The organism is uncultured Marinobacter sp. (genome assembly GCF_913055835.1).
Lineage (GTDB): Bacteria > Pseudomonadota > Gammaproteobacteria > Pseudomonadales > Oleiphilaceae > Marinobacter.
This window is the reverse complement of record NZ_CAJXKQ010000010.1, coordinates 73,671-98,680: the sequence shown is the minus strand read 5'-3', so window position 1 is coordinate 98,680 and position 25,010 is coordinate 73,671. Positions and strand designations below refer to the sequence as shown.

At 58.2% G+C, this 25,010-nt stretch carries 22 protein-coding genes and 1 riboswitch; of the genes, 10 read left to right on the top strand and 12 right to left on the bottom strand.

The window, feature by feature from the left end; genetic code table 11:
- The first annotated feature begins 5 nt into the window (after positions 1 to 5).
- The 3 genes from QZ534_RS07925 to hslU all read left to right on the top strand — a co-directional run bounded on the left by QZ534_RS07925 (position 6) and on the right by hslU (position 2,606).
- Positions 6 to 644: an SPOR domain-containing protein gene (locus tag QZ534_RS07925; protein ID WP_296933438.1), complete on the top strand. Its 639-nt coding sequence runs from the start codon at positions 6 to 8 to the stop codon at positions 642 to 644.
- 90 nt (positions 645 to 734) lie between these two features.
- Positions 735 to 1,265, top strand: a complete 531-nt coding sequence (hslV, locus tag QZ534_RS07920; RefSeq protein WP_048497819.1) for an ATP-dependent protease subunit HslV — start codon at positions 735 to 737, stop codon at positions 1,263 to 1,265.
- Between the two features lie 12 nt (positions 1,266 to 1,277).
- Positions 1,278 to 2,606, top strand: coding sequence for an ATP-dependent protease ATPase subunit HslU (hslU, locus tag QZ534_RS07915; protein WP_296933436.1), 1,329 nt, complete (start codon positions 1,278 to 1,280; stop codon positions 2,604 to 2,606).
- Positions 2,607 to 2,663: 57 nt separating this feature from the next.
- Here hslU and QZ534_RS07910 read toward each other — a convergent pair whose 3' ends face one another.
- From QZ534_RS07910 to QZ534_RS07900, 3 genes are all read right to left on the bottom strand, one after another.
- Positions 2,664 to 3,905 (bottom strand): patatin-like phospholipase family protein, encoded by a 1,242-nt coding sequence (locus tag QZ534_RS07910; protein WP_296933434.1) that lies wholly within the window; start codon positions 3,903 to 3,905, stop codon positions 2,664 to 2,666.
- Positions 3,906 to 4,026: 121 nt separating this feature from the next.
- A complete protein-coding gene (gene ptsP / locus QZ534_RS07905; protein ID WP_296933432.1) occupies positions 4,027 to 6,333 on the bottom strand; it encodes a phosphoenolpyruvate--protein phosphotransferase in 2,307 nt (768 codons plus the stop codon).
- Positions 6,334 to 6,348: 15 nt separating this feature from the next.
- Positions 6,349 to 6,879 (bottom strand): RNA pyrophosphohydrolase, encoded by a 531-nt coding sequence (locus tag QZ534_RS07900; protein ID WP_104322434.1) that lies wholly within the window; start codon positions 6,877 to 6,879, stop codon positions 6,349 to 6,351.
- Positions 6,880 to 7,051: 172 nt separating this feature from the next.
- On the opposite strand from QZ534_RS07900, the gene QZ534_RS07895 reads away from it, so the two are divergent.
- Entirely contained in the window at positions 7,052 to 7,708 is a 657-nt protein-coding gene (locus QZ534_RS07895) for an HAD family phosphatase (protein WP_296933429.1), read from the top strand.
- 70 nt (positions 7,709 to 7,778) lie between these two features.
- On the opposite strand, the gene QZ534_RS07890 is transcribed toward QZ534_RS07895, so the two are convergent.
- Genes QZ534_RS07890 through QZ534_RS07880 form a run of 3 tightly spaced genes read right to left on the bottom strand, consistent with a single transcriptional unit; the run spans position 7,779 to position 10,336 of the window.
- Complete coding sequence (locus QZ534_RS07890; RefSeq protein WP_296933427.1) at positions 7,779 to 8,975, bottom strand: class I SAM-dependent rRNA methyltransferase; 1,197 nt, start codon at positions 8,973 to 8,975, stop codon at positions 7,779 to 7,781.
- 31 nt (positions 8,976 to 9,006) lie between these two features.
- The gene (gene gcvH, locus QZ534_RS07885) at positions 9,007 to 9,399 is read right to left on the bottom strand and encodes a glycine cleavage system protein GcvH (RefSeq protein WP_296933425.1); all 393 of its coding nucleotides are present in this window, start codon (positions 9,397 to 9,399) and stop codon (positions 9,007 to 9,009) included.
- Positions 9,400 to 9,445: 46 nt separating this feature from the next.
- Entirely contained in the window at positions 9,446 to 10,336 is an 891-nt protein-coding gene (locus QZ534_RS07880; protein ID WP_296933423.1) for a LysR family transcriptional regulator, read from the bottom strand.
- A gap of 118 nt (positions 10,337 to 10,454) precedes the next feature.
- Between QZ534_RS07880 and metE the strand changes: the two genes are divergently transcribed.
- A complete protein-coding gene (gene metE, locus QZ534_RS07875) occupies positions 10,455 to 12,734 on the top strand; it encodes a 5-methyltetrahydropteroyltriglutamate--homocysteine S-methyltransferase (RefSeq protein WP_296933422.1) in 2,280 nt (759 codons plus the stop codon).
- Here metE and cpdA read toward each other — a convergent pair.
- The 4 genes from cpdA to thiC all read right to left on the bottom strand — a co-directional run bounded on the left by cpdA (position 12,728) and on the right by thiC (position 16,767).
- Positions 12,728 to 13,534, bottom strand: coding sequence for a 3',5'-cyclic-AMP phosphodiesterase (cpdA, locus tag QZ534_RS07870; protein ID WP_296933420.1), 807 nt, complete (start codon positions 13,532 to 13,534; stop codon positions 12,728 to 12,730). The two genes, metE and cpdA, sit on opposite strands and share 7 nt — an antisense overlap.
- Positions 13,535 to 13,725: 191 nt before the next feature.
- Positions 13,726 to 14,211 (bottom strand): DUF1249 domain-containing protein, encoded by a 486-nt coding sequence (locus QZ534_RS07865; RefSeq protein ID WP_296933418.1) that lies wholly within the window; start codon positions 14,209 to 14,211, stop codon positions 13,726 to 13,728.
- Positions 14,211 to 14,828 carry an NUDIX domain-containing protein gene (locus QZ534_RS07860; RefSeq protein ID WP_296933416.1) on the bottom strand — a complete coding sequence of 206 codons (618 nt, stop codon included), beginning with the start codon at positions 14,826 to 14,828 and terminating at the stop codon, positions 14,211 to 14,213. The genes QZ534_RS07865 and QZ534_RS07860 overlap by 1 nt, the downstream gene beginning before the upstream one ends.
- A 61-nt stretch (positions 14,829 to 14,889) precedes the next feature.
- Positions 14,890 to 16,767, bottom strand: a complete 1,878-nt coding sequence (gene thiC, locus QZ534_RS07855) for a phosphomethylpyrimidine synthase ThiC (protein ID WP_296933414.1) — start codon at positions 16,765 to 16,767, stop codon at positions 14,890 to 14,892.
- Between the two features lie 88 nt (positions 16,768 to 16,855).
- A riboswitch (TPP riboswitch) is annotated at positions 16,856 to 16,979 on the bottom strand.
- A gap of 180 nt (positions 16,980 to 17,159) precedes the next feature.
- Here thiC and QZ534_RS07850 point away from each other — a divergent pair.
- On the top strand, positions 17,160 to 18,542 hold the full coding sequence (locus QZ534_RS07850; protein ID WP_296933412.1) for a TolC family outer membrane protein: 1,383 nt from the start codon (positions 17,160 to 17,162) through the stop codon (positions 18,540 to 18,542).
- A 48-nt stretch (positions 18,543 to 18,590) separates the two neighbouring features.
- Here the strand turns inward: QZ534_RS07850 and waaA are convergent, their stop codons facing one another.
- On the bottom strand, positions 18,591 to 19,844 hold the full coding sequence (gene waaA / locus QZ534_RS07845) for a lipid IV(A) 3-deoxy-D-manno-octulosonic acid transferase (protein ID WP_296933410.1): 1,254 nt from the start codon (positions 19,842 to 19,844) through the stop codon (positions 18,591 to 18,593).
- A gap of 121 nt (positions 19,845 to 19,965) precedes the next feature.
- On the opposite strand from waaA, the gene lpxL reads away from it, so the two are divergent.
- Genes lpxL through QZ534_RS07825 form a run of 4 tightly spaced genes read left to right on the top strand, consistent with a single transcriptional unit; the run spans position 19,966 to position 24,123 of the window.
- Positions 19,966 to 20,913 (top strand): LpxL/LpxP family Kdo(2)-lipid IV(A) lauroyl/palmitoleoyl acyltransferase, encoded by a 948-nt coding sequence (gene lpxL, locus QZ534_RS07840; RefSeq protein ID WP_296933408.1) that lies wholly within the window; start codon positions 19,966 to 19,968, stop codon positions 20,911 to 20,913.
- A 47-nt stretch (positions 20,914 to 20,960) separates the two neighbouring features.
- Positions 20,961 to 21,956 carry a mitochondrial fission ELM1 family protein gene (locus tag QZ534_RS07835; RefSeq protein ID WP_296933406.1) on the top strand — a complete coding sequence of 332 codons (996 nt, stop codon included), beginning with the start codon at positions 20,961 to 20,963 and terminating at the stop codon, positions 21,954 to 21,956.
- Positions 21,953 to 23,068, top strand: coding sequence for a glycosyltransferase family 4 protein (locus tag QZ534_RS07830; RefSeq protein ID WP_296933405.1), 1,116 nt, complete (start codon positions 21,953 to 21,955; stop codon positions 23,066 to 23,068). Before QZ534_RS07835 ends, QZ534_RS07830 begins: the two co-directional genes overlap by 4 nt.
- Entirely contained in the window at positions 23,065 to 24,123 is a 1,059-nt protein-coding gene (locus QZ534_RS07825) for a glycosyltransferase (protein WP_296933403.1), read from the top strand. The genes QZ534_RS07830 and QZ534_RS07825 overlap by 4 nt, the downstream gene beginning before the upstream one ends.
- A 21-nt stretch (positions 24,124 to 24,144) precedes the next feature.
- Here QZ534_RS07825 and QZ534_RS07820 read toward each other — a convergent pair whose 3' ends face one another.
- Positions 24,145 to 24,939 carry a glycosyltransferase family 2 protein gene (locus QZ534_RS07820; RefSeq protein WP_296933401.1) on the bottom strand — a complete coding sequence of 265 codons (795 nt, stop codon included), beginning with the start codon at positions 24,937 to 24,939 and terminating at the stop codon, positions 24,145 to 24,147.
- Positions 24,940 to 25,010 lie beyond the last annotated feature (71 nt).

Genomic DNA, 25,010 nt, shown 5'->3' with positions numbered 1-25,010 from the left:
GACGAATGTCCCGAGACTACGCCCGGAAGGACAAGCCCGCCAAAGCGTCGGCCACGTCCCGTAAGAAGCCTGCGAAACAGGCAAAGCCGAAGGCTGCCAGGCCAAAGCCCACCGCCAGTGCCCGCTCACAGCATGGCGGCCTGTCGCTCAAGTGGATTCTGTCCCTGGCGGCCGTAGGCGGCTTTATCGGGTTTATCTTCTATCTCAATTCCCTGCCAACGCCCCCGGGTTCGCAGCAGCAAGCGGTTTCTGAAAAGCCGGCCCAGAAGCCTACCCAGGCGCCCGCGAAGACGGCCAAGGAAGAGGATAAGCCGGGGTTCCGCTTCTACGAGATGCTGCCGGAATCCGAAGTGGTGCCGCCCAAAGTTGAGGAATACACGCCCGGGCCGACACAAACGGATTTCAATTATCTGCTTCAATCCGGCTCTTTCCGCAGCAAGGAAGACGCCGAGCGACAGCGGGCCCAGATTGCCTTCCAGGGTTTGCGGGCAAGCACCCAGCGGATTGACCTCGACAACGGTTCCGTCTGGTACCGGGTCAACGTTGGCCCCTTCACTTCCCGAAGCCAGATGAATTCCGCCATCGATAAACTGGTCTCCCTGAACATCCAGCCACTAGTCCGGAAGATTCCCAAGGAAGGCTGATCTTTCGGGCCGGGAGCGAACACCTTGAATTCGCACCAGAAGCCTCCATAACAACGGGAAACCAATTTCAATCCGGCAATTGGAGCCCAAATGACTACCATTCTTTCCGTCAGGCGCGATGACGAAGTTGCCATGGGTGGCGACGGCCAGGTTTCCCTGGGCAATACCGTAATGAAAGGCAACGCCCGCAAGGTTCGCCGCCTCTACAACGGCAAGGTGATCGCCGGTTTCGCGGGCGGCACCGCCGACGCTTTCACCCTGTTTGAGCGATTCGAAGCCCAGCTCGAGAAACACCAGGGCAACCTCACCAGAGCGGCGGTGGAACTGGCCAAAGACTGGCGAACAGACCGCGCCCTGCGCAGGCTGGAGGCCTTGCTGGCCGTGGCGGACAAGACCGCCTCACTAATCATTACCGGCAACGGCGATGTAATCGAGCCGGAACAGGGCCTGATTGCCATCGGTTCTGGCGGTCCTTTTGCCCAAGCCTCAGCCCGGGCTCTGCTGGAAAATACCGACCTGTCCGCCCACGAGATTGTCGAGAAAGGCCTGGATATCGCCGCCGATATCTGCATCTACACCAACCACAATCGCACCCTTGAAGTGCTCTCCAAAAACGACTGATCCGGAGCGACCATGTCTGCAATGACTCCCCGTGAGATTGTCCACGAGCTCAACAAACACATCGTGGGTCAGGAAGAAGCCAAGCGGGCGGTAGCCATCGCCCTGAGAAATCGCTGGCGCCGGATGCAGCTGGACAGCGGCCTGCGCGAAGAGATCACACCCAAGAACATTCTGATGATCGGTCCCACCGGTGTGGGCAAAACCGAAATTGCCCGGCGCCTCGCCAAACTGGCCGATGCCCCGTTTCTGAAAGTGGAAGCCACAAAGTTCACGGAAGTCGGCTATGTCGGCCGTGACGTGGAATCCATTATCCGCGATCTGGCGGATATGGCCGTCAAGATGCTACGTGAAGCAGAGATGAAGCGCCACGAAGAACGGGCACTGGACGCGGCGGAAGAGCGTATCCTCGATGCACTGATTCCGCCGCCCCGGGATTTCGGTGAGGACAGCCAGCGCAGCTCCGATTCATCCACCCGTCAGCTGTTCCGGAAGAAACTCCGGGAGGGCGAGCTGGATGACAAGGAAATCGAGATCGACCTGCGCAACTCCAGCGCCGGAGTGGAAATCATGGCGCCCCCGGGCATGGAGGAGATGACCAACCAGCTGCAAAGCATGTTCTCGAACCTGTCCTCCGACAAGCGCAAGACCCGGAAGATGAAGGTTGCGGACGCACTCAAGCGCGCCAAGGAAGAAGAGGCTGCGAAACTGGTCAACGAAGAAGAGATCAAGCAGAAGGCCATCCAGGCGGTGGAGCAGAATGGCATCGTGTTCGTGGATGAAATCGACAAGGTGGCCAAGCGATCCGAGAACACCTCGTCAGATGTTTCACGCGAGGGCGTCCAGCGCGATCTGCTCCCACTGATCGAGGGCAGCACCGTGAGCACAAAATACGGCTCTGTGCGCACCGATCATATTCTGTTCATTGCCTCCGGCGCGTTCCATCTGTCCAAGCCCTCGGATCTCATTCCGGAGCTGCAGGGCCGTTTGCCGATCCGCGTCGAGCTTCAGGCTCTTACGCCCGAGGACTTCAAGCGCATCCTGACCGAACCGGATGCCTCACTGGTGCAGCAATACGAAGCGCTAATGCTGACCGAAGGTGTGAAACTGACCTTCCGGGAGGATGCCATTGCGCGCATAGCCGAGGTTGCCTGGAAGGTGAACGAGAGCACTGAGAACATCGGTGCCCGCCGGCTGCATACCGTGCTTGAGCGGCTGCTGGAAACCCTGTCCTTCGATGCCGGTGACAAGGTGACCGATGGCTTCGAGGTTACCGCTGAATACGTGGATGAAAAGCTTGGAGAGTTGTCTGAAGACGAGGATCTGAGCCGGTATATTCTGTAAGCGTGAACTTGGGGTCAGATGAAGTCTCCATCTGACCCCGATTTACTCTCTGTAATGTTATTGCGCCTTTGAGAACAGGTGTGAAACGTTGTCCAGCCCGGTTGCCAACCGACCCCTTTCGGCTTTTTTCTTTCTGCCCTTGGCCACATACAGTGGCAGCATTTCTCCATACAGACTGGTACTGATCGTCCGCTGCTCGTCTTCCAGGCGATCCCGCCTTAGTGTGATGCCGTATTTCGCCAACTTGGGCTCCAGTTGATCGGCACGGCTCAGAAGATCCCGCCGGGTCATCTGGTAGGCATGCTCACACACCATCCTGCGTGACTGGAAGCTGAAGACGTTAGAGAAGAACAACTTGGCGTCGTCCCGGGTAGGCTCGAACAGCAGGATGTCCTTGTCAGGGTAATCCCGTGCGTACTGGGCGATGCCCGACTGCATCCGGGAATAGACCATGGTCCTGAAGGTCTGTGACAGGAGATTGGGCATCCCCGAGCGGGTGAGCTCGCCCGGTTTCATGGAGCCGGCCCGGACCGCAGCGCTGGCATCAATCGGCACCTGGGGATTCACCGCGAAAACCAGGTCGGCACCGTCCTCAAAAGCCACGGAGGCGTGCAATCCCTTGCGCAGCGTGCCGTCGACATAATAACGGCCATCGATTTCCACGGGTACATACAGCCCCGGCGATGCGGTACTGGCCTGAATGGCTTTGGAAATGGGCACGTGGTCAAAGCCGGGAGCGCCAAAGCAAACGGCTTCGGTACTCTCAACATCAGCAGCCACGATGTAGAGGCTGCGCTTGAGCTGACGGAAATCGTTAGTGCGGCCGAGCATGGTAAAGGCTCGCTTGAGATACTCATGCAGGCCCTCGTTATCAAACAATCCGGCCGGCGCAGCCTGGGCCAGGATAGTCAGAGCTTCCAACAGGCTCTGATCGTAGGGGTTATTGACGAAACGACTCACCGCTGTCGAGACCAGGCCCGGAATTGCCAGCAAACGACTGCCGATCTCCCGGAAGGCCGGGCGATAGAACACTTCCGGGTGGAATGGGTGCACTTCCGCCTCATTGCGCACGAAGATCCGGCAAAGTTGCGCAGTAGTCATCTGGTTGGCAAGGTTTGCCGCCACAAAGGAGCCGCCATTAACCCCAACATAAACATCGATGTTGTTGAAATCGAGACCGTCGAGCGCCTCATCCAGTGCCCGGAGCGCTCCGATTTCATAAATTCCGCCCAAGGGGCCACCGCCGCCAAGGGCGAGCCCGATGCGGGGAGCGGATTTATGATCAGTTGGCGAACTCATAGCCTTCCCTATTCCGGATATCGAATGCGGGCCCGCAAGCCGGACCGCCGGATACTTCCACCATCAAGATAACAGCCGTATTTAGAGTGCACACCCTATATTGCCGAAATCTGTTCCGTGATCAGGAAATAGCGGCCTCGGATACCGCCATGGCCGTCGACTTACCGGGACGCAGGTAGCGGCCAAAACCGGCATTTCGTAACGCAAGATCGACACAGCTCTTGATAACGTGAGGCGAATCCAGAAGCAGCACATCTTCCAGCAGCTGGATGGCCCATTCCCGGCTGACACTGCGAATCACCGATTTGACCTTGGGCAGGCTGGCCGCGTTCATGGACAGGGAATCGTAGCCCATGGCCATCAGCAGCAGCGCACCGCCAGGATCACCCGCCAGCTCACCGCAGATGCCAACCGGTTTACCGACCGAATGAGCGTCCTGAGCTATACGTACCAGCGCCTGAAGCACCGCTGGGTGATAGGAGTGATAGAGTTGGGCAACGCGGGGATTGTTACGATCCACCGCCAGCAGATACTGGGTCAGGTCATTGGAACCAACAGAGAGGAAGTCCACCCGGTCCGCCAGTTCCCGAATCTGGTAAACGGCAGCGGGGATTTCGACCATCACGCCAACCTTGGGCATGTGAATGTCGTAACCTTCTTCGCGAACCTCATGATACACCCGGTAAATCAGGTGCAGGGATTCTTCCACTTCCGAGATATTGGAGATCATCGGCAACATGATCTGCAGATTGTTCAGGCCCTCGCTGGCCTTGAGCATGGCCCTGACCTGCACCAGGAAGATCTCCGGATGGTCCAGGGTTACCCGAATCCCCCGCCAGCCGAGGAACGGGTTTTCCTCCTGGATTGGAAAATAGGTCAACGCCTTGTCGCCACCAATATCCAGCGTACGCATGGTTACCGGGCTAGGCGCAAAGGCTTCGAGTTGTTCCCGATAGTACTCACGCTGTTCCTGCTCGGAGGGGAACCGGTCCTTGATCATGAACGGCACTTCGGTCCGGTACAAACCGATACCTTCTGCGCCGTGGGAAAGCGAGCGGACTACGTCAGTCATCAGCCCGGTGTTCACCAGAAGTGAAACCCGATGGTGATCGGTGGTTTCGCAAGGCTTGTCCTTGAGTACCTCAAGGCCCCGGATCAACTCGTCTTCTTCGTCGCAGATTGCCTGATAATAGGAACGCAGATCTGCAGATGGTGAGGCAAATATCTGGCCTTCAAATCCGTCGACAACCAGTTCCTTGCCGTCGAGCTGGTTTACGGGAATGTCCACCAGCCCCATAACCGTAGGAACACCCATGGCACGGGCAAGGATGGCCACGTGTGAGTTACTGGACCCTTTAACCGACACCAGCCCAACCAATTGTCCCTTGGGAACCTCACCCAGCATCGCCGGTGTCAGTTCCTCGCTGACCAGCACCGTCCGCTCGGGGTAGTTCAGGTGTTTCTGCTCACCTTCCTGCAGATGAGACAGCAGGCGGCGGCCGAGATCACGGATGTCAACGGCGCGCTCCTGCAGGTAGTGATCATCCATCATCTCGAAGTGACGGATGTATTGCTGGACCACCTGCTTGAGAGCGCCCTGGGCCCAGATCCCTTCCTTGATCCTGTTAGCCACCTCGCCGGGCATGGCATCATCGCCCAGCATTCTCAGATATACATCGAACAGAGCCTGCTCTTCGGGGCGCAACTGCGATGCCAACCGCTTGGCCACACGCTCGATATCCTCCCTGACCGCTTTGACCGAAGCGCCAAATAGCTCCAGCTCTTTATCGATATCGTCGGTAGGCTTTTCCGGAACCACATCGAGGTCGGCGGAGGGATACACAACAACGCCACTGCCAATGGCAACACCCGGAGCACCTGGCACACCATTGAAGCTGACATCGTGCGCCTCCTCACCGGTAAGGGACAGACCGCTGATCGCTCCGGTAGCTTCACTGTGGGCGATGACTCCCGCCAACTGGGCGGAAACGGTTACCAGGAAGGCCTCTTCACCCTCATCAAAGCACCGGGAACTTTCCCGCTGCTGCACGACCAGTACACCGAGGACCCGGCGATGGTGAATGATCGGAACACCCAGAAACGAGCGGAACCTCTCTTCACCGGTCTCGGGGAAATAACGGTATCTTGGATGCGAAGGGGCGTCTTCCAGGTTAATGGGCTCCTCGCGGGACCCCACAAGACCAACGAGGCCTTCGGAATAAGCCAGACTTACCTGGCCAACAGCCTTGCGGTAAAGACCCTCCGTGGCCATCAGAATGTAGCGGTTGGTGGCCGGGTCAAGCAGATAAACGGAACAGACCTCGGTTCCCATGGCTTTCTGCACCCGCGATACAATGATATCCAGCGCCTCCTGCAGATCGCGGGCGCTGTTTACCTCTTGTACTAGACTTCGCAGAATGCTCAGCATGGCGGTGTCAGTCCGTCATTTCTGGTGTTCCTGTAAACGCTGGTTCTGCTCTGCCCTGTGCCACTGCTCCATATTGTAGAACAGCCGCGGCGCAAGCTCTCTCAGCGCGCGTCGATACACTTCTCGCTTGAATGAGACCACCTGGCCCAACGGATACCAGTAGCTCACCCACTGCCAGCCATCAAACTCCGGTGAATCCGTGCCATCCACGCAAACCTGCGCGTCCGGCGATAACATCCTCAACAGGAACCATTTCTGTTTTTGGCCCACACAAACGGGGTGGGAGTTTTGGCGTACCATCCTCCTCGGGAGTCGATACCTCAGCCAGCCCCGTGTGCAACTGATGATTTCCACATCGTTTGCGCACAGGCCGATTTCCTCTCCAAGCTCCCGGTACAGTGCGTCCTCGGGGGATTCATCATGTTTGATGCCGCCCTGGGGGAACTGCCAGGAGTCCTGCCCTATTCGCCTTGCCCAGAGAACTTCTCCTCTGTGATTGGCCAGAATGATTCCGACGTTGGGTCTGAAACCGTCTGAATCGATCACGGCACAGTCCTCTCAAAAGTCGGTGGACCGGTCAAAAATTCACCGGTCGGATTTGTCCAAGTTGCTCTCATTCTTACAGAATCCCAAGGGTTCGGCAAACGCAGCCGTTGGGGACAGGTCATGGTAGACTTGGCACTTTACTGCAAGCCCTGTGATCACCGGAGGTAACCGCTTGACGCTCGCAATATTTGATCTGGACAACACCCTGCTGGCCGGCGACAGCGACCACGCCTGGGGTGAATTTCTGGTGGAGGAAGGCATTGTCGATGCCGAGGAATACCGCCGGGCCAACGACCGCTTTTACCAGGAATACCTGAACGGCGAGCTGGATATCCTGCACTACCTGGGCTTTGCGCTTCAGCCCCTGGCGAGCCACAACATGGAAGAGCTACTCGCGTGGCGGGAAGCCTTCATGGCAAAAAAGGTACGCCCCATGATGCAAGCCAGTGCGGAGGCGCTGCTGGACCGCCATCGGGAGCAGGGCCACACCCTGATGATTATCACCGCCACCAACCGGTTTGTGACTGAGCCCATTGCCGAAGCCCTCGGGATCGAACATTTGATTGCCACCGAACCTGAGCTGGTCAACGGCCGGTACACAGGCGAAGTGGCCGGGACTCCAAGCTTTCAGGATGGCAAAGTCACACGACTGGATGACTGGCTGGCTGCCCACAACCGGACTCTTGAGGGGGCGTGGTTCTACAGTGATTCCCACAACGACCTGCCGCTGCTGAAGAAAGTGGCTAACCCGGTAGCCGTCGACCCGGACCCGACCCTGGAGCAATTTGCCAGGGATGCCGGCTGGAAAGTGATGTCTCTGCGGGGTTAAGACTTGAACAGGGGGTCAGATGAAAGCGTTCATCTGACCCCGACTTCAGTCTGCCCAGCCTTCACCGGCTTCAGAAAAATCCGGTCAGTGAGCGAACAAAGCAGGACTTGATGTAGTCAGTCTCGGGGATGCCCGGAATCACCGGATGATCCGGGGCCTGATGCCCCTGCTCCAGCAACTGGACAAAGCGGTCGATTTTCCGGCCGCTGCCACGAATGATGTCCACCAGTTTGTCTTGCGAGAGGTGCATGGAACAGGAAGCGGACACGAGAATGCCATCGCGCTCCAGCAATCGCAGACCGAGCTGGTTGAGCCGGGCATAGGCCTCTTCACCCGCCTTCTGATCCCTGCGCCGGGGAATCAGTGCCGGCGGATCCAGCACCACCACATCGAACTTTTCCTTCTCATCCGCCAGGGCCTTTAGGGCCTCGAACGCATCGCCCTCAATGGTTTCCACATTGTCGAGGCCATTGAGCCTGGCGTTGTGGTGAACCGAATCAATGGCACTGGCCGAACTATCCACGCAGGTCACCTGGGTGGCGCCTGCACAAGCGGCCTGAATACCCCAGCCACCGACGTAACTGAACACATCGAGGACCCGTTTACCCGGCGCATATGCCTGCAAACGGGCACGGTTCATCCGATGATCATAGAACCAGCCGGTCTTCTGACCGCCTTCCAAAGGTACCTCGAAGCGGACGCCGTTCTCCTCAACCTCCAGCAGATTGATCTCAGCACCATGGGCCTGCTCCACATAGGTAGCCAGCCCCTCCACCTTGCGCATCTTGCCATCGTTCTTGAGGATGATCGCCTCGGGATGCACCAGCCGCTGAACCGCCCGAACAACCGCTTCCTTCATGGCCTCCATGCCGGCCGTGGAAATCTGCACCACCACCGTGGAATCGAACCGGTCTATCACCAGCCCCGAAAGGCCGTCACTGTCGCCAAACACCCAGCGGTAAAACGGCTTATCAAAAAGCCGCTCCCGCAACGCAAGCGCAGCCTCTACCCGCTGGGTCAACCGCTGCGGCGTCATACCATGGCCCGGGTCCCGACTGATCAGTCGGCCACAAATCAACGCATGGGGATTCACGAACACTGTACCCAGGGGTTTATCATTCGAAGCCCGAAGCTCCGCCTGAACACCGGCCTCGAATTCCGTCAACGGGCTCCGACGGGTGTCCACCTCATTGCTGTAAACCCAGAGATGGCCAGCACGGAGACGGCGCTCTGCGCCTTTTCGAAGATACAGAACCGGAAAATTCATAAAGATGACCTGAGAAAGAAAAAACGAGGGATTATTCCTCGGCAGCCACATGCTCCGCGTAAGCGGTGGAGTCCATCAGGCCATCCAGTTCACCAGCATCCGCCAGCTTCACCTTGTACAGCCAGCCATCCCCATAGGGGTCTTCGTTGACCTTCTCCGGCTCATCCTCGAGGCTCTCATTCACCTCGATAACCTCACCCGTCACAGGGCTGAACACATCCGACGCCGACTTGACCGACTCTGCCACACCGGCCTCCTCGCCACCGTTGACCGTAACGCCCACATCCGGAACACCGATGTAAACCACATCACCCAGTTGCTCCTGGGCAAAATCGGTAATGCCGACCGTCGCCGTCCCGTCATCGGACACGCGAACCCACTGATGGGTCTCAATGTATTTCAGATCTGCGGGTATCTCACTCATAGTCTGGTTTCCTGAACGAATTTTTTGCGCAGTTTAACTGAAGACGTTAACTCCAGCGAACCTCACGTGCCAGCTTCATGAACGAATTCAGGTAATCCACATCCCGATCACGCTCACGAAGGCCCAGGAAAATCTGTTTCGGGATCCCCGCCTCACCCAGTTGCACCGGCCGAACCGGAATCCGGGCCCCGTAATCCTCGACCAGCCAGCGAGGAAGCGCGGCCACCCCACGGCCTGCGGCGACCATTTGCAGCATGATATCGGTGGTCTCAATGGTTTTATGCCGCGCTGGACTGGCATGGGCCGGCAACAGGAAGCTGGTGTAGATATCCAGGCGTTCGATCTCCACCGGGTAGGTAATCAGGGTTTCTTTCTCCAGATCCCCGGGCTCGGCCCAGGCTTTGCTTGCCAGCGCGTGGTCCGCCGCCACCACCAGCACCTGCTCGTAGTCGAACACCGGCTCGAAGACCAGGCCCGGGCGGTGCAAGGGGTCTGGCGTCACCAGCATATCGATGTCATGACCAAACAGGGCGCCAATGCCGCCGAACTGGAATTTCTGCTTCACATCCACATCCACCCCGGGCCAGTCTTCCAGGTAGGGTCCGACCACTTTCAGCAACCATTGATAGCAAGGGTGACACTCCATCCCGATCCGCAGCGTGCCACGCTGGCCCCTGGCAAACTGACCAATCAGCATTTCCGCATGCTCCATCTGCGGCAACAGCCTATTGGCGAGCGAGAGTAAATACTCACCAGACTGTGTGAGCCTGAGCTGCCGCCCTTCCCGCACCCAGATGTCGGTACCCAGCTGCTGTTCCAGCTTACGAACGGAATGGCTGAGGGCAGACTGGGTCAGGTGCAGGCGCTCGGCCGCCGCCGTCAGAGAACCCTGCTGATTGACCGCCCTGAGAATCTCCAGATGGTTTCTCTCGATCATTGACGCCCCATACATGACCAAAATTCATTCTAAATTGAAATAATACCATTATTATTCATTCAGTCAGACGGATACTCTGCCCTTCTTTCAAACCAAAGAACCAGGCAGAGGACACATCATGGTAACCACACACACTCTCGGCTTCCCGCGTATTGGCGCCCGGCGCGAGTTGAAATTTGCCCAGGAAGCCTTCTGGAAAGGCCAGATCAGCGAGGAGGAACTGCAGATTACCGGTGCCGATCTTCGGCGCAGGCATTGGCAGAACCAACACCAACTGGACCAGGTACCCGTGGGCGACTTCTCCTTTTACGATCAGGTATTGGATATGAGTTTTACCCTGGGCAATCTGCCCGAGAGGGTGGGCGACACCGGAGGCAGCGAGCTTGATCGCTATTTTCGGGTGGCCCGGGGCCGCTCCGGCCAGGAATCGTCCTGCTGCGGCGTCCAGGCGGGGGAAATGACCAAGTGGTTCGACACCAATTACCATTACATCGTGCCCGAGTTTCATCAGCATACCCGCTTCCAGCTCAATGCCGACCGGCTTATCGAACAGATCAGAGAGGCCCGGTCTCAGGGGTTCACCCCGAAGCCGGTGATCATTGGACCGGTCACCTATCTCTGGCTGGGCAAGGCCAAAGATCAAAGCAACCGACTCTTGCTGCTGGAGTTGCTGCTGCCTGTTTACTCAGAACTTCTGGACCGGCTCGCCGCACATGGCGTCGACTGGGTCCAGGTAGACGAACCCGCCCTGGTGACCGACCTGGATGCGGACTGGCGCCACGCCTTCATACTGGCCTACCACCACCTTAAAACCAGCGCGCCTAACCTGTTGGTGACCACTTACTTCGGTGAGTTGCGTGAAAACCTGCAATTGGCTTGTGAGTTGCCTGTAGCGGGATTGCATCTGGATGCCATCAGTGCCCCGCAGGAAGTTGCCCGGGTCGCTGACTGGTTGCCTCCGCACAAGCAGCTGTCTCTGGGCGTCATTAATGGCCGGAACATCTGGAGAACGGATCTGGAGAAAACCCTGGATTGGCTGGAACCGGTTTATGAAAAACTGGGAGACCGTCTCTGGCTTGCGCCCTCCTGCTCGCTGCTGCATGTGCCTGTCGATCTCACGAGCGAACAGAAGCTGGACCCGGAAATCCGCAGCTGGCTGGCATTCGCAATTCAAAAGCTGGATGAGCTGAATACGCTCTCCAAGGCGTTGAATCATGGCAGGGCAGCCGTTCGCAAAGAGCTTGCAGAATCGACTCTAGCCGCAAACAGCCGGAAAACGTCTGAACGAGTGCATGATGCCTGCGTCCAGATACGCATCGAGGACATCAGTCCGACGCTGGGTCAGCGGCAAAGCCCTTACCCCGCGCGCATTGCAATTCAACAGGAGAAACTAGGTTTACCACACTTCCCTACTACCACCATCGGGTCTTTTCCCCAGACCCGGGATATCCGCCAGACCCGGCTGCAGTTCCGCAGGGGCGAGCTGACAGAGGCGGATTACACCCGTCGGATTCAGGAGGAAGTGCAGCGCTGCGTCGCGGAGCAGGAGGCCCTCGGGCTCGATGTTCTTGTCCATGGCGAGGCCGAGCGCAACGACATGGTCGAGTATTTCGGCGAACAGCTGGACGGCTATGCTTTCAGCCAGTTTGGCTGGGTCCAGTCTTATGGTTCCCGATGCGTAAAACCACCCATCCTGTTCGGCGATATCTCTCGGCCGAAGGCCATGACCGTCGAGTGGATCCGCTATGCCCAGTCACTCACCGAAAAGCCCATGAAGGGCATGTTGACCGGCCCCGTCACCCTCCTGAACTGGTCGTTTGTGCGGGACGATCAGCCACGGCGGGAGACTTGCCGTCAACTGGCCCTGGCAATTCGGGAGGAAGTGCTTGACCTGGAAGCTGACGGTGTCGGCATTATCCAGATCGATGAAGCCGCCCTGCGAGAGGGCCTGCCACTGCGGCGGTCCGATTGGAACGACTACCTGGAATGGGCCATCGAAGCCTTCCGGATTGCTGCAAATGGCGTTCGCGACGAAACCCAGATCCACACCCACATGTGCTACTCGGAATTCAACGACATTATTGAAGCCATCGCCCGAATGGATGCGGATGTCATCACTATCGAGACCTCACGCTCTGACATGGAGCTTCTCGATGCCTTCCGTGGCTTCCAGTATCCGAACGACATCGGTCCCGGGGTCTATGACATACACTCACCCAACATTCCGGACAGCGAGCAGATCCGATCATTGATGGTGAAAGCAGCAGAGCGGATACCGGCGGAGCGGCTTTGGGTTAATCCTGACTGTGGCCTGAAAACTCGCCAGTGGGAGGAGGTGGTTCCCGCGTTGAGAAGCATGGTCGCTGCGGCTAGGGAACTACGGGCAAGCCTTCAATAGCCCGAGCTGTTCTGATCCAGCTCGAACTGGAAATCTCTGGCCCGGCGGACTTCCGTGGTGAAGTCCCCGGAGTCGTGGAATTCAAGCCAACGGTAGCCAGGAGGAAGATCCTCAACCGAAAACTTGCTGGAACCGGAGGTAAACTGGATACAGGTGGACGGTGTGGCCAGCAGTTGCACGCCGTTACGTTCGCGCTCATGCTCCTGGTGAATATGCCCCCACAACACGATCCGGACCTGAGGGAAACGATCGACCACCTGCCAGAACGCATCCCGGTTGGTAAGCCCTATTTTTTCCATCCAGTCAGAACCGATATCGACCGGATGGTGATGCAAGGCAACGACCGCGGGCACATCCGGGTGCTGCTCCAGGGTCCGGGCAAGGAAATCCAGCTCTGAATCGGGTAAAGCTCCGAAAACCTTACCGGGCACGGAGGAGTCCAGCATAATGAACTGCCAGCCCCCCCTGATAATATGCCGGTCACGGGCATCATACTCGCCAGCGACTTGCACCAGGTTGGCCGCATGATCATGGTTGCCGGCAATCCAGACGGACGGGCAGGGAAATACTTTCAGGCTCTCGCCAAACACACGGTAGGCCTCCACAGAGCCGTCCTGGGCAAGATCCCCGGTAGCCAGAATGAGATCCGGCTGGCCGTGAACCTTCAGCACTTCGGCAATAACCGCCTGCAGGCTTTCCCGGGTTTTGACGCCCAACAGGTCTCCATCGGCACTCGCCATCAGGTGGGGATCAGTCAGCTGCAGTACCCGCAGTGGCCGGGCTTGTTCCTTTATGGTCATGGCTTTCTGGATCTACTCACTGGCAATACGTCGTGTTAAACCAAGTGTACGACGCCGGTTCGCGGATTTATCACTTTGGAATCGAACCGGAGTCACATTCTGGCCAGACGTTGGCGAAATATTGCAATTTTTGACAACTATGGCACATCGTAGAGCCATAGCCACACCACTTTAGTACGGGATGAGCCGTCTCAATCGACGCCTTCACCTGCAGACCAGGCGGCATGCTCCATGGGTAGGTGACCAAACCGAAGACAGTAATCCAGCCAATCGGCAAGGAAACCGTTGACCTGAACCTTCTCGTCGGGATGGTGCATAAAGCGATTGGGGTAATCATTAACCGGGGCTATCTGGCGATCACGGTAACAGCTGATCACTTCTGCCATAGTGGCATCGTGGTAAACCCGCACGGTCATTTGAGGATTATTGAGCCAGCGTCCGGAATTGTGGACCTGCTCAAGCAGCAGGGTTTCAGTGAATCTGGCGGTCTGGAGCACCTGAATCCGAACGCGCCCCAGGTAATGGTTTTCACGGTGGAGCTCGAATTCGCAGACGGGCTTGCCGTCTACTTCCAGTTGCCGCAGCTTCCGAAGCCGCTGATAGTTCCCATCACACAGGGCACCAAGTTGCCTGAGATCCGGAACGTACCGCCTGGGTTTCATGGTCCACTCACCCATCACTGCCACTCTCTCTTCAAACGGGCCCGATTCAGTTCGAGCCATTGGAGGGCAATAATGGCGGCCGCGTTATTGATGCGGCCATCGTGGATCATCGCTATGGCATCGTCCGACGAGACAACATGGGCACGTATGTCCTCGTGCTCATGCTCCATGCCATAGAGCCCGCCAGCGTCTTCGGTACTCACCCGGCCACAGTACAGGTGAATCATCTCGGTGCTGCCGCCCGGGGACACCAGGTAATCGCAGACTTTTTCCAGTGGTTCAAAGGTAAGACCGGCCTCTTCCTGGCCTTCCCGCTGCGCCACCTCTTCCGGACTCTCACCATCTTCGTTCATACCGGCTACGAGCTCCAGCAGCCACGGCGACTGGTCGCGGCCCAGCGCACCAAGGCGGAATTGCTCCAGCAGAACCACTTCGTCCCGTTCCGGATCGTAGGGCAGCACGCAGGTGGCATCACCACGAATGAAGAGCTCACGTGTGAATACGGGCATGTCCCGGCCATCAAAACGCGGGTGGGTCAACCAGAGCTTATCCATGCGGAAGAAGCCCTGGAAGACGGTTTCACGTTTTTCGACTGTTACGTCGTTGGCTTTGAACTGGAACGGTTTGGCCATTTTTTGTCCGGTCGTTGAATCGACTTGGAACGATAGCCTTTACTTGGGTATTACTTCAAGTTCAAACCTTGTCATAAAGCTTACTCCCGGACTCCACGAACTCGCGGGACTTCTCCTGCATACCAGCATCCACCGCGGATATCTCGTCAAGGCCGTGCTCCTTCGCATAATCCCGAACTTCCTGGGAAATCTGCATGGAGCAGAACTTGGGACCGCACATGGAGCAGAAATGCGCCACCTTCGCGGATTCCTTCGGCAATGTCTCGTCGTGATACGCGCGGGCGGTGTCCGGGTCCAGACCGAGGTTGAACTGGTCTTCCCAGCGGAATTCGAAACGGGCCTTGGAGAGGGCATTATCGCGAATCTGGGCGCCGGGGTGCCCCTTTGCCAGATCGGCGGCGTGGGCTGCGATCTTGTAGGTGATGATGCCGGTTTTAACGTCGTCCTTGTTGGGCAGGCCCAGGTGCTCCTTGGGTGTGACATAGCAAAGCATGGCACAGCCGTACCAGCCGATCATGGCGGCGCCGATGCCGGAGGTGATGTGGTCGTATCCCGGGGCGATGTCAGTGATCAGCGGCCCCAGGGTGTAGAAAGGCGCTTCGTCGCAGCATTCGAGCTGCTTGTCCATGTTCTCTTTCACCAGGTGCATGGGCACGTGGCCCGGCCCTTCAATCATACACTGCACATCGTGTTTCCAGGCGATCTTGGTCAGCTCACCCAGGGTTTCCAGCTCGCCGAACTGGGCTGCGTCGTTGGCATCGGCAATGGAGCCGGGGCGCAGGCCATCGCCAAGACTGAAGGATACGTCGTACGCCTTCATGATTTCGCAAATGTCTTCAAAATGCTCGTAGAGGAAGCTTTCCTTGTGGTGAGCCAGACACCACTTGGCCATGATTGAGCCGCCCCGTGAGACGATGCCGGTGGTGCGCTTCGCGGTCATGGGCACATGATGCAGGCGCACACCTGCGTGGATCGTGAAGTAATCCACGCCCTGTTCGGCCTGTTCAATCAGTGTGTCTCGGAAGATTTCCCAGGTCAGGTCTTCTGCCACGCCGCCCACTTTTTCCAGAGCCTGATATATCGGCACGGTACCAATGGGCACCGGTGAGTTGCGGATGATCCACTCCCGGGTTTCATGGATATTCTTGCCGGTGGACAGATCCATGATGGTGTCGGCACCCCAGCGGATGCCCCAGGTCAGCTTCTCCACCTCCTCTTCGATAGACGAGCTGACGGCCGAGTTGCCGATGTTTCCGTTAATTTTCACCAGGAAATTGCGACCGATGATCATCGGCTCGATTTCAGGGTGGTTGATATTGGCGGGGATAATTGCGCGTCCGCGGGCCACCTCATCGCGAACAAACTCAGGCGTAATTTCCGGCGGCAGATTGGCGCCGAAGGACTGACCAGGATGCTGATCTTTCAGCAACCCCTGTTCCCGGGCTTCCTGCAGTTTCATATTCTCCCGGATGGCGATGTACTCCATCTCCGGCGTGATAATGCCCTGGCGGGCGTAATGCATCTGGGAGACGTTATGGCCCGCTTTGGCACGCAGCGGTTTGCGCTCATCCATAAACCGCAGCGGGTCGAGCTGCGGATCTTTCATGCGGCGGCGGGTGAATTCCGAAGAATAGCCGGGCAGTTGCTCCACATCACCCCGTTCGGCAATCCACTCTGCCCTCAGAGGCTTGAGGCCCTTGCGCAGGTCAATGGTGGCTTCCGGATCGGTGTAGGGGCCCGATGTGTCGTACACCGCCACCGGCGGATTCTTTTCCCCGCCCATCTCAGTGGGCGTGTCCTGCACGGTAATTTCCCGCATGGGCACCCGTAGATCGGGTCGGCTACCCTGTACGTAGATTTTGCGTGAACTTGGCAGGGGCTTAATGGCGGCGGAATCCACCTGGGCGGAATCACTGAGGTAATCAGGCAAGTCGGTCATCATTCGCTCCCGGAACAATTTTTGGATTTCGGGTCGCGTATGACGGAGCTCTCGACACGGATTCCCTCTGGGGAGAACACTGGTCAGTCAGCACTGTGGTCTTAAATCCCTACGCCGGTATTATCCGGATCAGGTCGCGGGTTCTGCGATGCAATCTCAGCCGGTTGCTTCCAGTTTTATCGGAAAGCAGACCAGCACCCCGTCAAGACGCGAATCTGTAAAGCATGACACCCAGAATGGGTGCCATTTGCAAGTGTAGAGCTGCGGGCAATTATTGTCCATAATGGCCAACCAGACCCGTCGGCCCATCAAACGGGGCAAAGCTGCGTGTGCGCCAGTCACGCGCGCCCCGACTACCGGGCAACGATGCGTAACTGTATTCAGGAGATAGAATGAAGAAGCAATTGCTTTCCGGACTAATTGGCCTCATGGCGGCACAGCCCGCTCTTTCCATGGATCTGGTCGAGACCTATGAGAAAGCACTTTCCTACGACTCCGGTATTGCCGCAGCCCGGGCAAGCTTTGAAGCCCAACAGGCGGCAAGCGATGTCAGCCAGAGCGCATTGCTTCCCCAGATCGGTGCCTTTGGTGAGGGCAATTACATTGATGTGGACGGTCCCAACCAGGACACCAGCTACCGGGAGCTGAATTACGGTGTTCAGCTTACCCAGCCACTGTTCCGGGCCGACGCCTGGTTCCGCTACGATGCCAGCAAGTTCCAGACGGAGTCTGCCAGGGCAGAATACAACCTGGCCCAGCAGCAGTTGATCCTGGATGTGGCAACCGCCTACTTCAACGTGCTGAGAGCCAGAGATACCGTCACCACCGCACGGGCAACAGAGGCCGCTATCCAGCGCCAGTACGAACAAGCCCAGGAACGCTTTGATGTGGGTCTGATTGCCATTACCGAAGTCTACGAGGCGCGGGCCAGCTACGACGACAGCAAGAGCCAGCGGATTGCTGCCGAAAACCAGCTCAACGTAGCCCGGGAGCAATTGGCCCGACTGACCGGCGAGTACGCGGAGGAATTGGACAACCTGCGCCAGAACTTCCCCCTTGGTCGCCCGGATCCGATGGACCCGTCAGCCTGGGAAGCAACTGCTTTGGAGCAGAACTGGTCCATCCAGTCCGCCCTGTACGAGCTGAATGCGAACGAGGCCGGACTTCGTGAAGCCAAGGCCGGCCACTACCCGACGGTGGACTTGAACGCATCCTATGGGAAAACGGACCTCAGCGGCATTGACGCCGCCAACGCGCCCATCACCAGTCAGCAGGATGGCACCACCACACGCGGGACCATCGGCCTCACCTTGAATGTGCCGCTGTACAGTGGTGGTGGCACACAGGCAGGCGTCCGCCAGCAGCGCTCGCTGGTAACCGTTGCCGAGCAGTCGCTAAACACCGTTCGCCGCGATGTTCGCGTAAATACGAGAAGCCTGTTCCTGACGGTAAACAATAACGTTGAAACCGCCTCGGCACTGGAGCAGACCATCGTTTCCCGCCGCAGCGCACTGGACGCCACCCGGGCCGGATACGAAGTAGGAACCCGGAACATCGTGGAAGTGCTGGATGCGGAGCGAGCCTATTATGTTGCGCTGAGAGATTACGCTAACGCTCGCTACGACTATGTGATCAACTCCCTTCAGCTGAAACAGGCAGCCGGCACCCTGAGCCCCCAGGACTTGATCGAGCTGAACAACTGGCTGAGCGCCGCCGCCCCGGGCATCGAGGCGCTGGCAAACGAAGAAGAAACACTGGACGACCCGACCCAGTGACAGTAAGGGCGGGCCTGCGGGCTCGCGCTCACCTTTCCCCAGAGCCGGTCAGACCCGTTCGATAATACCGTCGACCACCTTGTCGAGAGCGCCCCGGTTCTTGTTCACAACCTCCAGCGCCCTGCGGCCAATCGCTTCACGCTCTTGTTCGTCACTAAACAGCGAAGACACGTGGGCGGCCAGCTCATCCGCATCGGCAACCAGCTTTACGCCCCGGTCGTCCAGCAGACGCTGGTAGATTGTCTCGAAATTGAAAATGTAAGGGCCTGAAAATACCGGAATCCCCCACCCGGCGGGTTCGAGGGGGTTGTGACCACCGCGCTCGATCAACGAGCCGCCAACGAAGGCCAGATCACTCGCTCCGTAAAGCATCATTAACTCCCCCATGGTGTCGCCCAGATACACCTGGGCCTGTGCGGGGTCGTCTCCTCGGGAGCGACGGGCCAGTGTAAGCCCTTCCTTCACCGCTTTTTCTGCCACTGGCTCAAAACGGTCGGGGTGTCTCGGCACCAGGATAAGCAGCGCATCCGGGTGTTCTTGCAACACTTGTTCATGAGCCACAAGTAGTTGATCGTTCTCGCTGCCGTGGGTGCTTCCCGCAATCCAGACCGGCCGGCCCGCCAGCTTTCGCCGAAGCGTCAAGGCCGATGCCCGCACATCCTCCGGGATATCCACGTCAAACTTTACGCTACCCGTGACGGCTACTTTGGCAGGTGCAACGCCTATTCGTCGGAACCGCTCAGCGTCTTTTTCGGCCTGGGCGGCAACCCAGCTGATACTGCGCATGATAGGAGCGGCAAGGCCGCGAATACGCTCGTACCCTCTGGCGGATCGCTCAGACAGGCGGGCGTTGATCAGAAACACAGGAACCCGACGGGCCCGACACTGGCGAATCATGTTCGGCCAGATTTCCGTCTCCATGATAACCAGTATCCGGGGATTGGCCCTGTCCAGGAAGCGTCGGATAGCACCTGGAGTGTCATAGGGTGCATAGGCGTATTGCACCTGATCACCGAACATTTTGCGCGCCTGGGCCAGGCCGGTGTCGGTCATGGCTGTCATGAGGATAGTGATACCCGGGTTCCGGGCCAGCAGGCGCCGCACCATGGGGGCAGCCGCTATGGTTTCACCGACCGAAACGGCATGAACCCACACAACCGTGCCGCTCGCCCGAGGCACAATGCCCAGACGCTGGTACCAGTTACGCCTGAGATCCGGAGCTCGACGTCCGTTCCACCACAAACGCAGCAGGATGAACGGCAGAATCAAGCGAATAAGCTGGGAATAGATAAATTGCAGCACACAGGACTCCGGGCAAAACAGTGCGCTATCATATCGCAAAACCTATTGATTTGCTTCCGATTGATCGCTTGGGCCATTGTGCCTCCGTCGATCAATTCCGACTTGGCAGGACCCGCTTTACGTGAAAAAGAAATACCGCAAATTACCGCGAAATACGGATTACTCGGCCTACCGCCATCCCCGCTGGTGGCCCACCTGGCTGGGAATTACCTTGATGTGGTGCGTGTCCCGGCTGCCCATACGCCTTCAGTGGTGGCTGGGCAAGCTGGCCGGATTGCTGGCATTCCACCTGGCGAGCAGTCGGCGGCACATTGCCGAGGTGAACATTCGCCTGTGCTTCCCGGAACTCACGGCCGCCCAGCAGTCTGCGCTGGTTCGGAAAGCGTTTATTGCCAATGGCATTGGTCTACTGGAACTGGGCATTGCCTGGTTTCGTGATCCGGCCAAGCTGACAGGCATCACGCAAGTGCACGGCCTTGAGCACTTCGAACAGGCCCTGGCCGGCGGCAAAGGCGTCTTATTACTGGGAGGCCACTACAGCACTCTGGATCTGGGCGGGAGCCTTGTAACCCAGTTCATCGAAGCAGATGTCATGCAGCGGGATCATAACAACCCGCTGATGAACGCGGTAATGACGAGAGCCCGGGAGCGCCGCTATGGCACCGTGCTGGGCGCCAGAGACCTGCGGGGTCTTTTTCGCAGCCTGAAGAAAAACCGCGCAGTCTGGTATGCCACCGATCAGGATTACGGTCGCAAGGACATTGTGTTTGCGCCCTTCTTCGGAATACCGGCGGGCACGATTACCGCCACGTCCAGAATTGCAGAGCGCAGCGGCTGCAAGGTGGTTCCGTTCAGTCATTTCCGGCGTGACGATGGACCAGGTTACGACATTTACTTCCACCCTGCGCTTGAGAACTTTCCCAGTGGCGATGATCTTCAGGATGCAACACTGATCAATCAGACTATCGAGCGGGAAGTGCGGCGCGCTCCGGATCAATATCTGTGGATGCATCGGCGCTTCAAGACCCGACCGGATGAGAACGACCCGGGATTCTACAAACGCCGGTAACGAAGAATTCAGGCAACACGGAGGCCGGCTGTCCATGCCGGAACACCATGGTCAAACCTGACCCCAGAACGCAGGATGCATCCACACCCGTGGTGTGGCTTCTGACCGACAACAAGCCGGGCCACAGGAACCAGTTGAAGGGGCTGGGCAACCGGCTTCGCGTCCTGGCCGGAGCAAGCACCTACTGGATCGACGCCACCGGTATGAAAATACCATTCTGGCGTGCACTGCTGGGTTCTTCACCGAGAATGGAGCCGTCACTGCCACGCCCGGACCTGGTTATCGCCGCCGGGTCTGGCACGCATCGCCTTCTCCTGTCGCTGCGAAAATTTCGTGGAACCCGGACACTGGTCATAATGAAGCCCGCGTTCCCTCTGTCTCTGGTCAGCGGCGCCCTGATTCCGGCCCATGATCGCGTGCAGCCAGGTCCGCGCGTTCTGCTAACCGAGGGCGTTCTGAATACCATCACCCCCCTGGCCAGAATCACCGAGAAACGAGAAGCACTGTTACTTATTGGCGGGCCCTCACCGCATTTCGACTGGGACGACGATGTCGTCCTGGGTCAGATATCGCACCTGATCGGTCATTACCCCGACTGGCGCTGGACCATCAGCACCTCCCGGCGAACACCGGAGCCCATGCAGGAGCGCCTCGACGACATGGCCGGGCTCCGGATTACCGTTGTTCACCCTGAGCAGACCCACGAGGACTGGCTAAGCCATCAACTTTCCGCCTCACGGGCGGTGTGGGTAACACCGGACAGCATGTCCATGGTCTGTGAAGCGGCGACCTCAGGAGTCCCCACAGGACTTTTCGAACTACCGGCCAGATCCGGTAGCCGGGTTGTGGATGGCGTGGAACGGCTGCTCCGGGAAGGGTATGTCGCCAGGTGGACGGACCACGCCAGTGTCATGGCAGGGAGGGCCGACCATGACCAGCCCCTTTGGGAAGCCAACCGCGCAGCACGTTGGGTGATAGAAAAAGGGTTGCTGCCAAAAAGCCAGAAAGCCAACCAACGCCTGCACAAGGGGGGCAAACCGTGAGAATTCTCCAGGCACTTCCGGCGCTGTACAGCGGCGGTGTAGAGAGAGGCACCGTAGAGTTCGCCGCCGACCTCGTCAAACGCGGCCACGAATCCTTTGTCGTCTCCAAGGGCGGCCCCATGGCCGAGCAACTGCGGGGGCAGGGTTCAAAGCACATTTTCATGCCGATACACCGGAAGAGCCCGGCCTCCTTCGGGCAAATCCTGCCGATGCGGAAGCTGCTTCTTGAGCTGAAACCGGACATCGTTCACGTTCGCTCACGCATGCCCGCCTGGATTATCTTCCTGGCCCTGAAGAGCATCCCGAGACGCGAACGCCCGGCGGTTGTCTCAACCTTCCATGGCATGTATTCGGTCACACCCTACAGCGCCATCATGACCCGCGCCGATCACATAATCGCAGTCTCCCAATGCGTGCGGGATTACGTGATGAATAACTACCCGGTTCCCGAGGACAAGCTGACCGTCATCCAGCGGGGTGTCGATGTGGATGCCTTTCATCAGCGGGAGCTTCCACAGCAATGGCTGGACCGCTGGTTCCGACAGTATCCACAGCTTGCCGGCAAGAAAATCATCATGATGCCCGGGCGGATTTCCCGCTGGAAAGGACAGCTGGATTTCCTGGCCATGATGGCGAAACTGGTGCGGGAGCGGCCCGATTGCCACGGTATTATTGTGGGTGGTGCGGAGCCCGGCAAGGAGCATTTCCTGGATGAACTGGAGAAAGAGCGGTCTCGCCTGGACCTGACCGAAAAGGTCAGCTTTCTGGGCCAGCGCAACGACATGACCAACCTGTACCTGCTCTCCGATGTGGTCTGCCACATGAGCACTAAACCGGAACCTTTTGGCCGGACGGTGACCGAAGCCCTGGCCTCCGGAACACCGGTCGTGGCCTATAATCGCGGCGGAGCGGCGGAAACCCTGCAGGCGTGCTTCCGGGATGGCCTGGTGGCACCGGACGACGTCGAAGCATTTGCCGCAACTGTTTCCCGGCTGATGGAGGCCAAACCTTCCGCCATCGAGATCCCCTATCGGTTCCGGTTGGAAGCGCAAACCGAGGCGACCTTGCAGGTCTATGAGAAGGTACTGAAAAGCGCCGACGGCCGATCATGACCTCCCCAGCCCGATTGACCATTGCCCTACTGGTCGCCACACCCGGAACCACCTGGGGCGGCATGGAACAGCACACCGCGGATCTTGCGGGCGCGCTGGCGGAACGCGGGCACAGCGTCCATGTTCTCGGCCATAAAAGCTACCGTGACAGGTTTCCTGCCGTGGTCCACTTTCATCCGCTGCCCGCTCAACTCGGGCGACGGAACCTCTGGCTCCAACTCGCCCTCCGCCGGCGACTTCGCGACATAACGCCGGCTATTCTGCATGCGCAGGGCAACAAGGCTGCGCAACTTGTGTCTAGAACCGGAAAACTTGCCCGTGCGCGCATCGGCACGGTGCACGGCACAAAATCCAGCCACAAAGCCTTCGACCGCCTCGACGCGGTCATAGCTGTAAGCCCTCGGATTCTCGCAACTCTGCGACACCCCCGGAAACAGCTTATCTATAACGGTGTGGAGACCAGGAACCGGCGACTGAAAACAGACGACGGCCCGGAACTGCCGACAGGAGTCACCAATGTCATCGCTGTCGGGCGACTGGAGTCCGTCAAAGGTTTTGATACGTTGATCAGAGCCTGGGCCACGCTCGGCGAATCGGTAAGTAACTGCCATCTGACCATTTTCGGCGAAGGCAGCCAACGGTCACAGCTGGAGCAGCTAATCCGCCGTCTCGAACTGGAACACTCGGTCACCCTGGCAGGGTTCAGAGACAATCTGGAGTCAGTCTACAGCAGGGCTGAATTGACGGTGATCAGTTCCGAACGGGAAGGTTTTCCCTACGCACTGGCGGAGTCCCTACTCAGTGGCTGCCCGGTTGTCTCCACTCCGGTGTCGGGGCCACGGGATCTTCTTCCGGAAACGTCTCTCAGCAAAGGCCATCGGGATCGGGACCTTGCGGACCTGATAGGGCGAGCGCTCGCTGATCTGGAGACACTGAAGGTAAGGCAGCAACCCGCCATGGCGTTTGCGCGCGAAACACTCACGATCCAGGCCATGGCAGAACAAACAGAAGCTTTGTACTTGAGTGCAGTAGGCGGTCACCGGGACAACTTATGACGGTCGTGCCTGACCGCAAACCTACCGGATATCCTCCTTCTCAAACTCGGACAGCATCTGCATCTCTCGGGCCTTCGCCAGACGCATAAAGTTCCTGTTGGCCGCAGTGATCGCAACACTCAGGCCAAACCAGCCGTTCAGAATCTGTCGGTGAAGCAGGTAATACTTCAGGAACTTCAGGGGGAACTCCGCGAACAACCGGGCACTGGAGATTCGACGGCCCTTTGCGGCCATGAAGCGGGCCTGCTCCGTCGACAACTGGCAGTACTTGCGCTCCATCTGCTCCAGGGAAATCAGCGTGCGATGCAACACATCGCCCTTTAGATCCAGAACCCGGCCAGTTTTCACTTGGGGGCGGTCATTGTTGCTGTCTTTTTCGGGCTCAATTACCGCTTTGTTGCGATTGTAGAGCCTGAGGATTTTCTTTGATTTGTCATGACGGAACGGATGCCGGGGGTCCGGCTGGGACAGCACCCATCGCATCCTAAACCCGGCAATGTCGGGGTCGACCGGCTCTGAAAACAGGGCCTTGATATTGGCCACAAGTTCGTCCGACAGCACCTCATCTGCATCGAGATCCAGAACCCAGTCATTGCGGCACAGGCTAGCGGCGAAGGCTTTCTGACAGGCAAAACCCCGCCAGTCGTTATGCACGAACTTTGCACCGGCAGCTTCGGCAATTTCGCGGGTTCGGTCAGTGCTCCCGGAATCAACTACGATAATCTCATCAACCCAGCCGGAAACCTTCGCCAGGGACTCTGGCAATCGCACTTCTTCGTTCTGGGTGATGTAATAAACGGACAACGGCAGCTTCATCACAATTCCTGGTGTCAGGGCAATCAGTTTACGGACGGGTCAGAACAATATCATGGTTGCCTTATGATAAG